The 12,913-nt window shown below is 53.3% G+C and carries 11 protein-coding genes; 8 read left to right on the forward strand and 3 right to left on the reverse strand.

From position 1 onward, the window contains the following. Window positions 1-3: 3 nt before the first annotated feature. Window positions 4-492 (reverse strand): transcription/translation regulatory transformer protein RfaH, encoded by a 489-nt coding sequence (gene rfaH, locus OGV57_RS01250; protein WP_003017881.1) that lies wholly within the window; start codon window positions 490-492, stop codon window positions 4-6. Window positions 493-696: 204 nt separating this feature from the next. Here rfaH and ubiD point away from each other — a divergent pair, with 204 nt between their 5' ends. From ubiD to OGV57_RS01270, 4 genes are all read left to right on the forward strand, one after another. Next, window positions 697-2,190 carry a 4-hydroxy-3-polyprenylbenzoate decarboxylase gene (gene ubiD / locus OGV57_RS01255; RefSeq protein ID WP_003841240.1) on the forward strand — a complete coding sequence of 498 codons (1,494 nt, stop codon included), beginning with the start codon at window positions 697-699 and terminating at the stop codon, window positions 2,188-2,190. Between the two features lie 40 nt (window positions 2,191-2,230). Next, window positions 2,231-2,932, forward strand: coding sequence for an NAD(P)H-flavin reductase (fre, locus tag OGV57_RS01260; RefSeq protein WP_003017873.1), 702 nt, complete (start codon window positions 2,231-2,233; stop codon window positions 2,930-2,932). Window positions 2,933-3,159: 227 nt separating this feature from the next. Then, a complete protein-coding gene (locus tag OGV57_RS01265; protein ID WP_003844652.1) occupies window positions 3,160-4,074 on the forward strand; it encodes an ROK family protein in 915 nt (304 codons plus the stop codon). Window positions 4,075-4,081: 7 nt separating this feature from the next. Beyond that, window positions 4,082-5,062: a LacI family DNA-binding transcriptional regulator gene (locus OGV57_RS01270; RefSeq protein ID WP_003017867.1), complete on the forward strand. Its 981-nt coding sequence runs from the start codon at window positions 4,082-4,084 to the stop codon at window positions 5,060-5,062. Window positions 5,063-5,240: 178 nt separating this feature from the next. On the opposite strand, the gene fadA is transcribed toward OGV57_RS01270, so the two are convergent. Together fadA and fadB are read right to left on the reverse strand one after the other, a co-directional pair. After that, complete coding sequence (gene fadA, locus OGV57_RS01275) at window positions 5,241-6,404, reverse strand: acetyl-CoA C-acyltransferase FadA (RefSeq protein WP_003017858.1); 1,164 nt, start codon at window positions 6,402-6,404, stop codon at window positions 5,241-5,243. A 9-nt stretch (window positions 6,405-6,413) separates the two neighbouring features. Next, entirely contained in the window at window positions 6,414-8,603 is a 2,190-nt protein-coding gene (gene fadB / locus OGV57_RS01280) for a fatty acid oxidation complex subunit alpha FadB (protein ID WP_054528921.1), read from the reverse strand. A 189-nt stretch (window positions 8,604-8,792) separates the two neighbouring features. Here fadB and pepQ point away from each other — a divergent pair, with 189 nt between their 5' ends. The 4 genes from pepQ to hemG are packed head-to-tail and all read left to right on the forward strand — an operon-like array spanning window position 8,793 to window position 12,785. Next, window positions 8,793-10,124: a Xaa-Pro dipeptidase gene (pepQ, locus tag OGV57_RS01285; RefSeq protein ID WP_003841250.1), complete on the forward strand. Its 1,332-nt coding sequence runs from the start codon at window positions 8,793-8,795 to the stop codon at window positions 10,122-10,124. Then, window positions 10,124-10,738, forward strand: coding sequence for an IMPACT family protein (locus OGV57_RS01290; protein WP_003841252.1), 615 nt, complete (start codon window positions 10,124-10,126; stop codon window positions 10,736-10,738). Before pepQ ends, OGV57_RS01290 begins: the two co-directional genes overlap by 1 nt. A 38-nt stretch (window positions 10,739-10,776) precedes the next feature. Beyond that, window positions 10,777-12,228: a Trk system potassium transporter TrkH gene (trkH, locus tag OGV57_RS01295; protein ID WP_003017848.1), complete on the forward strand. Its 1,452-nt coding sequence runs from the start codon at window positions 10,777-10,779 to the stop codon at window positions 12,226-12,228. 11 nt (window positions 12,229-12,239) lie between these two features. Continuing rightward, complete coding sequence (hemG, locus tag OGV57_RS01300; protein ID WP_003017846.1) at window positions 12,240-12,785, forward strand: menaquinone-dependent protoporphyrinogen IX dehydrogenase; 546 nt, start codon at window positions 12,240-12,242, stop codon at window positions 12,783-12,785. Window positions 12,786-12,913 lie beyond the last annotated feature (128 nt).

The following is a 12,913-nucleotide window of genomic DNA, read 5'->3' on the forward strand; positions in this document are numbered from 1 at the left end:
GGCTTAAATTTTTCGAAAGCCGGTATTTTTCACACTCTGCTTAACCTCTTTATTCAACAGGTTAAGCAGTAGCATGGAACGTGCTTCGCCATCCGGTTCGGTGAAGATCGCTTTTAGCCCCTCAAACGCCCCTTCAGTAATAATCACGCTGTCCCCTGGCTGAGGAGTTTGCGGGTCAACAATTCCTTCAGGCTTGTAGATAGAAAGCTGGTGAATAACGGGAGAAGGAACTGTCGCAGGCGTCGCGCCAAAACGGACGAAATGGCTGACACCACGCGTGGCATTGATAGTGGTGGTGTGGATCACTTCCGGGTCGAACTCGACAAACATGTAATTAGGGAATAGTGGTTCACTGACTGTGGTACGTTTACCGCGCACTATTTTTTCCAGGGTGATCATAGGCGTCAGGCAGTTCACCGCCTGCCTTTCCAGGTGTTCCTGGGCTCGCTGAAGTTGCCCACGTTTGCAGTACAGTAAATACCAGGATTGCATAATAACTCTTATCCGCTTGTTCTGAGCGCCAGCATAGCAAAAGCCATGCGTTAAGTTAATTATACCCGCCTCAACGCAGGCTGAAACCCAATGGGTATATACTCCCAGGGCTTATATGTATCGCCAGAGTTCACGCTAATTTAACAAAAATACAGCATCACAATGATGAACGCCGTATAATGAAGCGCTTACGAAGAGGCCACAATGGACGCCATGAAATATCACGATTTACGCGACTTCCTGACGCTGCTTGAACAGCAGGGCGAACTCAAACGCATTTCGCTTGAGGTGGATCCCCACCTGGAAATTACTGAAATTGCCGATCGCACTCTGCGTGCCGGTGGGCCTGCGTTACTGTTTGAGAATCCGAAAGGCTATTCAATGCCGGTGCTGTGTAACCTGTTTGGCACACCAAAGCGTGTTGCGATGGGAATGGGACAAGAAGATGTCTCGGCGCTACGAGAAGTCGGTAAACTGTTGGCGTTTTTGAAAGAGCCAGAGCCACCGAAAGGATTCCGCGATCTGTTTGATAAGCTGCCGCAGTTTAAGCAGGTGTTGAACATGCCGACTAAGCGGTTGCGCGGTGCGCCTTGTCAGCAAAAAATCTACTCCGGCGATGACGTTGATTTAAACCGCATTCCGATTATGACCTGCTGGCCGGAAGATGCCGCGCCGCTGATTACCTGGGGACTCACCGTCACGCGTGGTCCGCATAAAGAGCGGCAGAATCTGGGCATCTATCGCCAGCAGCTGATTGGTAAAAACAAGCTTATTATGCGCTGGTTGTCCCATCGCGGCGGCGCGCTTGATTATCAGGAGTGGTGCGCGGCGCATCCTGGTGAACGTTTCCCGGTTTCAGTGGCGTTGGGGGCAGATCCTGCGACCATTCTGGGGGCTGTGACACCCGTTCCTGATACATTATCCGAGTACGCATTTGCCGGGCTGTTGCGCGGTACCAAGACCGAAGTGGTCAAATGTATTTCCAACGACCTGGAAGTGCCTGCCAGCGCAGAAATCGTACTGGAAGGGTACATCGAACCGGGCGAGCTGGCTCCAGAAGGGCCCTATGGCGATCATACCGGCTACTACAACGAAGTAGATAATTTCCCGGTCTTTACCGTCACCCACATTACCCAGCGTGAAGATGCTATTTATCACTCTACCTATACCGGACGTCCGCCTGATGAGCCAGCAGTGCTCGGCGTGGCGCTGAACGAAGTATTCGTTCCTATTCTGCAAAAGCAGTTCCCGGAAATCGTCGATTTTTACCTGCCTCCGGAAGGCTGTTCATATCGTCTGGCCGTGGTGACGATGAAAAAACAGTACGCAGGCCATGCCAAACGCGTCATGATGGGTGTTTGGTCGTTTTTGCGTCAGTTCATGTACACCAAATTTGTTATTGTCTGCGATGATGACGTTAACGCGCGCGACTGGAATGATGTAATTTGGGCTATTACTACCCGTATGGACCCCGCCCGGGATACGGTACTGGTAGAGAATACGCCAATTGATTACCTGGACTTTGCCTCGCCGGTTTCCGGCCTTGGTTCAAAAATGGGGCTGGATGCCACAAATAAATGGCCGGGCGAAACCCAACGCGAATGGGGACGTCCGATTAAAAAAGATCCTGAAGTGATTGCGCGTATTGACGCAATTTGGGATGAACTGGCCATCTTTAATGACGGCAAAAGCGCCTGAGGCGCGATCGTTTTGCCTATTGATCCGACAGAGAGAGCGCATGACAACCTTAAGCTGTAAAGTGACCTCGGTAGAAGCTATAACTGACACCGTATATCGCGTTCGTTTAGTGCCAGACGCGGCGTTTTCCTTTCGTGCTGGCCAGTATTTAATGGTCGTTATGGACGAAAGGGATAAGCGTCCGTTCTCCATGGCATCAACGCCGGACGAGCAAGGATTCATTGAGCTGCACGTTGGCGCCTCTGAGCTAAATCTTTACGCCATGGCCGTGATGGACCGTATTCTGAAAGACCGGGAAATCAAGGTCGATATTCCGCATGGCGAAGCCTGGCTGCGTGATGAAGACGAGCGCCCGCTGATCCTGATTGCCGGAGGTACAGGGTTCTCTTACGTGCGTTCTATTTTGCTTACCGCGCTGGCACGCAATCCCAACCGCGATATCACTATTTACTGGGGCGGGCGCGAAGAGAAGCATCTCTACGATCTCTCAGAGCTGGAAGCATTGTCGGTGAATCACCCGAACCTGCGTGTTGAGCCGGTGGTAGAGCAGCCTGAAGACGGCTGGCGTGGTCGTACGGGAACCGTGTTAACGGCAGTATTGCAGGATTACGGTACTCTGGCGGAACACGATATCTACATTGCCGGTCGTTTTGAGATGGCAAAAATCGCGCGCGACCTGTTCTGTAATGAGCGTCAGGCACGTGAAGATCGCCTGTTTGGCGACGCGTTCGCGTTCATTTAAGCGCTGTGCGCCGGAGTCCTTCCGGCGCATCCATCACCAACCTTACTTCTTCTAACAGGGTGCAAGCCCGGTCTCACTGCTCCTCTTTTCAGCACATTTTTAGTAAACATGTTTTTCCTGTCTATTAACCATAAAACTGATTTTTTGTGACGGGTCTCATTTTGTTTAGTAAACAAAATGGGCAAGCTGTATCGCATCACATTGCTGGACATCAACGAGGGAAAACCATGAGGCTCGGACTGGATATCGGCGGGACTAAAATTGAAGCGGTGGTGATTGATAACGCGGGTGAAATTGTTTACCGCGAGCGATGTGCGACACCAAAGCAGAGTTACGGTGATTTTTTCCAGGCCGTGACGGAGATGATTTCTAAGGCCAGACTGGCCGTTAATCAGTCTTTATCGGTTGGTGTTGGAGTGCCTGGCGCGGTGGATAGCGAAGGTTTGATTAAGAATTCGAACATCCTGGTGTTGAATCAGCAGGCTTTTGCTCAAGACCTTGAGCGAGCGTTAGGAATACCCGTGCCTGTTACTAATGATGCCAACTGCTTTACCCTGTCGGAAGCGATGGACGGTAGCGGACACGGGCATAGCGTGGTATTTGGCGTGATCCTCGGTACCGGTTGCGGCGGTGGACTATGCATCGATAACCGTTTGATCTCTGGGCCTAACGCCTGTGCAGGAGAGTGGGGACATAATGCATTGCCGCGCTACCACGAATCTCGGGATGGGGCTGAAGTGACATGCTATTGCGGACAGGTGAACTGTATTGAGAGCTTTATTTCCGGCAGCGGCCTGGAGCGTCAGTATATGAGTCACACCGCACAACATGCAGATGTGCCACATATTATGCAGCGGGTAGAATCGGGTGATGCAGATGCCTGTTTGTTATGGGAACGCTATTGCGATCAACTGGCGCGCGCGTTGGCGGGGGTGGTGAATACGCTCGATCCCGATGTTATCGTGCTGGGCGGTGGGGTATCCAATATCACTTTACTGTACTCAGGCTTGCAGGCGCGAGTGGCGCAGTACGTATTTGGTAAACAGTGCCGTACGCCGATCGTTCAGGCCCGACACGGTGACAGCAGCGGCGTACGCGGCGCGGCCTGGCTGGGGGCGCAAAAGGCCAGCGTAAATCAATGAGAGTGACATGACGAAACCTGTACGTATCAGGGACATTGCCGAAGCTTGTGGTGTCTCGGTTGGCGCGGTTTCCCGCGCCTTGAAAGGGCAGCCAGGGCTACGTGAAGATACCCGGCTGCGCATTATTTCTGTGGCGCAGCAGCAGGGTTATGATTTTTCTCGCCTGCGTGCAGACAAGATCAAACGCGTCCTGTTTTTGCTGCACCGCCAGCACAATATCAGCCGGGCATTGCCGTTTTATTCTCAACTGCTGCTGGGGATAGAAGATAACTGTCGTGACCATGGTATTGCGCTGAGCTTTCTCTCCATTGGTCCAGGCGATGCAGTGAGTGAGCAGGTGATGTTGCACCAGCCTGATGCGCTGATCTGCGCGGGATTTTTTGAGCCTGAATTACTTGGCTTGCTGCAACAGATGAAACTGCCGTTGGTGCTGGTGGATCTCTGGGCGCCGGGCCTGCCTTGCGTGAACCCGGACAATACCCAGGGCGGTTATCTGGCCACGCAACATCTGATTGCGCAAGGGCGCAGCCGTATCGCTTTTCTTGCCAGTTCACTTGCGCACTACAGCATCCGTCAGCGCGAGAAGGGCTACCGTCAGGCATTGTATGAAGCCCGTTTGCTGATGCCGCCAGAGTATGAAGCCATTGCGCCGCCACTGCTGGATACCGAGCAATCTTTGGTGGAGGCGATTAATGAATTGCTCAGCCTGCCAGAGCCGCCCGACGCTATTTTTGCCTATAACGACGCGGCAGCGCTGGTTGTTCAACGGGTGTGTGCGCAGCAGGGTATACGTATCCCGGAAGATCTTGCGTTGGTGGGGTTTGATGATATTGATGCTGCGGCCTGGTCACATCCACCACTCACCACCATTGCGGTTGATAAACAACAATTGGGGCGTGAAGCGCTGCGTTTATTGCTGGAAGAAAATCAGGAAGAGAATCTGCTGTTGCCGGTGCAGTTAGTGGTGCGTGGTAGTTCAGGGAAATAAAAAACCCGCCCCTGACAGGCGGGAAGAACGGCAACTAAACCTTTCCCCGTCATAATTCACACTGCCTCTTTGTTGGCTGCCTTTGCTCACCCCGGTCACATAGTTATCTATGCTCCCGGGGATTCGCTCAGTTGCCGCCGCGATGCAGCGCGAATTATTTAGGGGAATTTATCTTTGATTAAACTCGCTCAAATACCGTCGCGATGCCCTGACCTAACCCGATACACATCGTCGCCAGACCAAACTGCACGTCTTTACGTTCCATCAGGTTGAGCAGGGTGGTGCTGATACGCGCCCCGGAGCATCCCAGTGGGTGGCCCAGAGCGATCGCGCCGCCGTTGAGGTTGATCTTCTCGTCTATCTGCTCCATCAGTCCCAGATCTTTAATGCACGGCAGGATCTGAGCGGCAAAGGCTTCGTTCATTTCAAACAAGCCGATGTCGCTGGTGGAGAGTCCCGCTTTTTTCAGCGCCAGCTTTGAGGCCGGAACCGGACCGTAACCCATGATGGAAGGGTCGCAGCCGACTACCGCCATCGAACGAATACGGGCACGCGGCGTCAGACCCAGTTCACGGGCGCGACTTTCACTCATGACCAGCATCGCCGCTGCGCCGTCGGAGAGCGCGGAGGAGGTACCGGCAGTGACCGTTCCACTAACCGGATCGAACGCTGGGCGCAGGGTGGAGAGCGCTTCAACGGTTGTCTCCGGGCGGATAACCTCATCGTAGTTAAACTGCTTCAGCACGCCGTCGGCATCATGACCGCCGGTCGGGATGATTTCGTTTTTAAATGCGCCAGACTGTGTTGCAGCCCAGGCGCGAGCATGTGAACGTGCGGCGAAAGCATCCTGCATTTCACGGCTGATGCCGTGCATGCGGGAGAGCATTTCTGCGGTCAGACCCATCATCCCCGCCGCTTTTGCTACGTTGCGGCTCATGCCCGGATGGAAATCAACGCCGTGGCTCATTGGTACATGGCCCATATGCTCCACGCCACCAATCAGGCACGCCTGAGCATCGCCGGTCATGATCATACGTGCCGCGTCGTGCAGCGCCTGCATTGATGAACCGCACAGGCGGTTCACGGTGACCGCCGGAACGGAGTGCGGAATTTCCGCCAGCAGCGCGGCGTTACGGGCGATGTTGAAACCCTGCTCCAGCGTTTGCTGCACACAGCCCCAGTAAATGTCATCCAGCGCGGTTGGATCCAGTGCCGGATTACGCGCCAGCAGGCTACGCATTAAGTGTGCGGAGAGATCTTCTGCCCGCACGTTACGAAACGCCCCCCCTTTTGAACGGCCCATCGGGGTACGGATCGCATCAACAATTACAACCTGTTCCATTGTGACTCCTTAAGCCGTTTTCAGGCTGCCAACCGGGCGGGCAGGCTCAACCTGGGGATAATACGGTTCGTTATGGCGCGCCTTATCATGCAGACCAGCAGGAACTTCATACAGCGCTCCGAGGTGCTGATACTGCTGGGCCATATCGAGATACTTTGCGCTGCCGAGCGTATCCAGCCAGCGGAACGCGCCGCCGTGGAACGGAGGGAAGCCCAGGCCATACACCAGCGCCATATCGGCTTCTGCCGGGCTGGCGATAATGCCTTCTTCCAGGCACCGTACCACTTCGTTGACCATTGGGATCATCATGCGAGCGATAATCTCTTCATCACTGAATTCGCGTTTCGGCTGGCTGACTTCTGCCAGCAGATCATCAACGGTGGCATCCTCTTCTTTTTTCGGCTTGCCCTTGTTGTCTTCTTTATAACGCCAGAATCCAAGACCGTTTTTCTGTCCGAAACGGTTAGCATCAAACAGGGCGTCTATCGCGTCGCGATAATCTTTCTGCATACGCTGAGGGAAGCCTGCGGACATCACTGCCTGCGCGTGATGTGCGGTATCAATTCCCACCACGTCCAGCAGATAAGCCGGGCCCATCGGCCAGCCAAACTGTTTTTCCATGACTTTATCGACTTTGCGGAAATCCGCCCCATCGCGCAGCAGCTGGCTGAAACCGGCAAAATACGGGAACAGCACGCGGTTCACGAAGAAACCGGGGCAGTCGTTGACCACAATTGGCGTTTTGCCCATCTGGCTTGCCCATGCGACAACTTTGGCGATGGTTTCATCCGAGCTTTTCTCGCCGCGAATGATCTCAACCAGTGGCATGCGGTGTACTGGGTTAAAGAAGTGCATCCCACAGAAGTTTTCCGGGCGCTTGAGCGCGCTGGCCAGCTCGTTGATTGGGATGGTCGAGGTATTCGACGCCAGTACGGTGTCCGGGCGTACCTGATCTTCGGTTTCCGCCAGTACCGCTTTTTTCACTTTCGGGTTTTCCACGACCGCTTCAACCACCACGTCCACACGCTCAAAACCGCTATAGTCGAGGGTTGGATGAATAGTGGAAATCACGCCCGCCATTTTCAGACCGTCAATTTTGCCGCGCTCAAGCTGTTTGTTCAGCAGTTTGGCCGCTTCGGTCATGCCCAGCGTTAATGATTTGTCGTTGATATCTTTCATGACAACCGGCACGCCTTTCCAGGCTGACTGGTAAGCGATGCCGCCGCCCATAATGCCTGCACCCAGCACTGCCGCTTGCTTTGGTGCTTCAATATTTTTGGTGAGCTTTTTGGCTTTGGCTTTCACGAACTGATCGTTAAGGAAGATCCCAACCAGCGCGCGAGCTTCACTGGTGTGCGCCAGTGGCACAAAGCTTTTATTTTCCAGATTCAGCGCTTCTTCACGGCCAAAACGAGCCGCTGCTTCAATGGTTTTTACCGCGGTAATCGGTGCGGGATAATGCTTACCTGCCGTCTGCGCCACCATGCCTTTGGCGATGGTAAAGCTCATAGCCGCTTCAATTTTGCTGAGTTTCAACGGCTCCAGCTTAGGCTGACGTTTGGCTTTCCAGTCGAGGTCGCCGTTAATCGCCTGACGTAATACCGCGATCGCGCCATCAAGCAGTTTGTCTTGCTTCACTACGCCATCGACCAGACCGATTTTTAGCGCCTGCTCAGCACCAACGTCTTTACCTGCCGCAATAATTTCCAGCGCGCTGTCCGCACCCAGCATACGTGGCATACGCACAGAGCCGCCAAAGCCCGGCATAATGCCCAGCTTGGTTTCCGGCAGACCAATGCGCAGGTCCGGCGTTGCCAGACGATAATCGGTTGCCAGGACACACTCGCAGCCACCGCCCAACGCATAGCCATTTACCGCTGAGAGGGTCGGAACAGGTAGATCTTCGAGGCGGTTAAAGACGCTGTTGGCAAAATGCAGCCACTGGCTCAGTTGCTCTTCAGGCACGAGGAACAGTGAAAGGAATTCGGTGATATCGGCACCAACAATAAAGGCTGCTTTGTTAGAGCGCAGCAGCAGCCCTTTTAAATTCGGTTGTTTTTCCAGCACATCAAGCGCATGGCCCAGGCTGGCAACGGTGGCCGTGTCGAGTTTATTGACCGAACCAGGGGCATCGAACACCAGTTCGGCGATGCCATCTTCCAGCCAGTCGAGGTACAGGGTGTCGCCTTTGTAAAGCATGTCAGTCTCCTGAATCCGCAAGGTGATCTGGTCATACCAGATGAATCGAAGTGTGTGTTTTATGTTAATAAAATGCAAATGAATGATTAAAGAAATGACGATTCGATCACGCTCGGCAGAAATCACGCACTCACAAAGCGATGTGCTAAGATGCGGAGACTTGAGGTCAAAAAAACAGAAGGGTAGAAAATGGAATCACTGGCCGCACTCTATAAAAATCATATCGTTACCTTACAAGAACGGACGCGCGACGCGCTGGAGCGCTTCAAGCTGGATGCGTTACTTATTCACTCAGGCGAACTTGTTAACGTCTTTCTCGACGATCATCCGTATCCGTTTAAGGTCAATCCGCAATTCAAAGCCTGGGTGCCTGTCACGCAGGTTCCTAACTGCTGGTTGCTGGTGGATGGCGTAAACAAGCCGAAACTGTGGTTCTACCTGCCGGTCGATTACTGGCACAACGTTGAGCCGCTGCCTACCTCTTTCTGGACGGAAGAAATCGAGATCATCGCGCTGCCGAAAGCGGATGGTATCGGTAGCCAACTGCCTGCTGCTCGCGGCAATATCGGTTACATTGGCCCGGTTCCGGAACGTGCCCTGCAACTGGACATCGCGGCCAGCAACATCAACCCGAAAGGGGTGATCGACTACCTGCATTATTACCGTGCCTATAAAACGGACTACGAACTGGCCTGTATGCGCGAAGCGCAGAAAATGGCAGTAAATGGACACCGTGCAGCAGAAGAAGCGTTCCGTTCCGGAATGAGCGAGTTTGATATCAACCTCGCTTACCTGACTGCCACCGGTCACCGCGACACCGACGTGCCATACAGCAACATCGTGGCGCTTAACGAGCATGCTTCGGTTCTTCATTACACCAAGCTGGATCATCAGGCGCCGTCTGAAATCCGCAGCTTCCTGCTCGACGCTGGCGCAGAATACAACGGCTATGCGGCAGACCTGACGCGTACCTGGTCGGCGAAAAACGACAACGACTATGCGCATCTGGTGAAAGACGTTAACGACGAAGAGCTGGCGCTGATTGCCACCATGAAAGCAGGTGCCAGCTACGTGGATTACCACATTCAGTTCCATCAGCGCATCGCGAAGCTGCTGCGTAAGCATCAAATCATCACCGATATGAGTGAAGAGGCGATGGTAGAAAACGATCTTACTGGGCCGTTTATGCCACACGGCATTGGTCACCAGTTGGGCCTGCAGGTACATGATGTCGCTGGCTTTATGCAGGATGACAGTGGTACCCATCTGGCCGCGCCGTCGAAGTATCCTTACCTGCGTTGCACCCGCGTATTGCAACCGGGCATGGTTCTGACCATCGAACCGGGCATTTACTTCATTGAATCTCTGCTGGCGCCGTGGCGTGAAGGGCAGTTCAGCAAACACTTCAACTGGCAGAAAATTGAAGCCCTGAAACCGTTCGGCGGTATTCGTATTGAAGACAACGTGGTGGTCCACGAAAACAATATCGAAAACATGACTCGGGATTTGAAACTGGCGTAATGGACAGTTGGTTAATCCCTGCGGGGCCGGTTAGCGTCGTCGAAGAGATCAAAAAAAGCCGCTTCATTACGCTGCTCGCCCATACGGACGGCGTAGAAGCGGCAAAAGCGTTTGTTGAGTCAGTCAAAGCGGAACACCCGGACGCCCGCCACCATTGCGTGGCGTGGGTGGCGGGTGCGCCCAATGACTCGCAGCAGCTAGGATTTTCAGACGATGGCGAACCGGCGGGTACGGCAGGTAAACCGATGCTCGCACAGCTGATGGGGAGCGGTGTCGGTGAGATTACCGCTGTAGTCGTGCGCTACTACGGCGGTATCCTTCTCGGTACTGGAGGATTGGTAAAAGCCTACGGCGGCGGTGTGAATCAGGCGTTGCGCCAGTTAACGACACAGCGCAAGACGCCATTAACCGAATATACTTTGCAGTGTGAGTACGGTCAACTGGCAGGCATTGAAGCTTTGCTGGGGCAGTTTGACGGTAAAGTCGTTGCCAGTGATTACCAGGCTTTTGTTCGACTCAGGGTGGCGCTTCCTTTTGCCAAAGTGGATGAGTTTTCGGCAAAACTGGCGGATTTTAGTCGTGGTTCATTGCAATTGTTAGCGATTGAAGAATAATCCCCACCTCATTTTAAAGAACTAAGGAAGCGGCAGAGATGCATTTTCGCGCCATCACCCGAATCGTTGGACTACTGGTCATCTTATTCTCGGGGACAATGATTATCCCTGGACTGGTAGCGCTCATCTACCGTGACGGGGCAGGGCGTGCATTCACCCAAACTTTCTTCGTTGCTTTGGCGATCGGCTCCATGCTGTGGTGGCCAAACCGTAAAGAGAAGGGCGAGCTGAAATCGCGCGAAGGATTTCTGATTGTCGTTTTGTTCTGGACCGTTCTGGGCAGCGTGGGTGCGCTACCGTTCATCTTTGCGGAAAGCCCAAACCTGACGATAACCGACGCTTTTTTTGAATCCTTTTCCGGATTGACCACCACCGGTGCAACGACGTTGGTGGGGCTGGATTCATTGCCACACGCGATTCTCTTTTATCGCCAGATGCTGCAATGGTTCGGCGGGATGGGGATCATCGTGCTGGCGGTGGCTATCCTGCCTATTCTTGGCGTGGGTGGGATGCAGCTTTATCGGGCAGAAATGCCGGGGCCGCTGAAAGATAATAAGATGCGCCCGCGTATTGCCGAAACGGCGAAAACGCTGTGGCTTATCTATGTATTACTGACGGTGGCGTGCGCGCTGGCGCTATGGTTTGCCGGGATGCCCGCGTTTGACGCCATTGGGCACAGTTTTGCCACGATTGCCATCGGTGGTTTTTCCACACACGATGCCAGCGTGGGGTATTTCGACAGTCCCACGATTAATACGATTATTGCTATCTTCTTGCTGATCTCCGGTTGTAACTACGGTCTGCACTTCTCTTTATTAAGCGGGCGTAGTCTGAAGGTTTACTGGCGCGATCCGGAATTCCGCATGTTCATCGGCGTGCAGTTGACGCTGGTGGCTGTCTGTACGTTGGTGCTGTGGATACACAATACCTATGGCTCGGCGCTCACGACGATTAACCAGGCCTTTTTCCAGGTGGTATCGATGGCGACGACTGCCGGATTTACCACGGACAGTATTGCCCGCTGGCCGCTGTTCCTGCCGGTGCTGTTGCTGTGTTCTGCTTTTATCGGCGGCTGTGCCGGGTCGACGGGGGGGGGCTTGAAGGTGATTCGTATCCTGCTGCTGTTTAAGCAAGGCAACCGCGAATTGAAACGACTGGTTCATCCGAATGCGGTTTACAGTATCAAACTGGGTAACCGTGCGTTGCCGGAGCGAATTCTTGAAGCCGTATGGGGATTCTTCTCTGCCTATGCGTTGGTCTTTATTATCAGTATGCTGGCGATTATTGCGACCGGCGTTGATGACTTCTCCGCGTTTGCCTCTGTTGTGGCAACGTTGAATAACCTGGGGCCTGGACTGGGGGTTGTTGCCGACAACTTTGCCAGTATGAACCCTGTGGCGAAGTGGATCCTGATTGCCAATATGCTGTTTGGTCGTCTGGAGGTCTTTACTCTGCTGGTGCTCTTTACCCCTACCTTCTGGCGTGAATAATGGAGTAACACGTGAAAACACTGATTCTTTTTTCTTCCCGGGACGGACAAACGCGTGAAATCGCTGAATATCTGGCTTCTGAACTCAAAGAGCTGGGCGTTTGGGCAGATGTTGTTAATTTGCATCGTACCGCGGAGCCGGACTGGCAAAATTATGACAGCGTGGTGATTGGCGCTTCGATTCGCTATGGTCATTACCATGCTGCTTTTCAGGAGTTTGTGAAAAAGCATGCCACACGGCTGAATTCGATGCCGAGTGCGTTCTACTCCGTAAACCTCGTTGCCCGTAAACCGGAGAAACGTACGCCGCAAACCAACAGCTATGCGCGTAAGTTCCTGATGAGTTCTCCGTGGCGACCAGATCACAGTGCAGTCATTGCGGGTGCTTTGCTGTATCCCCGCTATCGCTGGTATGACCGCGTTATGATCCAACTGATAATGAAGATGTCAGGCGGTGAAACGGATACGAATAAAGAAGTGGTGTATACCGATTGGGAACAGGTTGCGAGATTCGCGCGGGAAATAGCCCAATTAACCAACAAAACGTCGTTAAAATAAACGTAAAGAATAAAAAATACGCACTCGGAAGATTATTTTAAATTTCCCCTTGTCAGCCTGAAATAACTCCCTATAATGCGCCTCCACTGACACGGAACAACGGATTACAAGCCGCCGGGTCAGCGGGG

Origin of the sequence: Citrobacter sp. Cf087 (assembly GCF_030334285.1) — a bacterium.
Lineage (GTDB): Bacteria > Pseudomonadota > Gammaproteobacteria > Enterobacterales > Enterobacteriaceae > Citrobacter > Citrobacter freundii.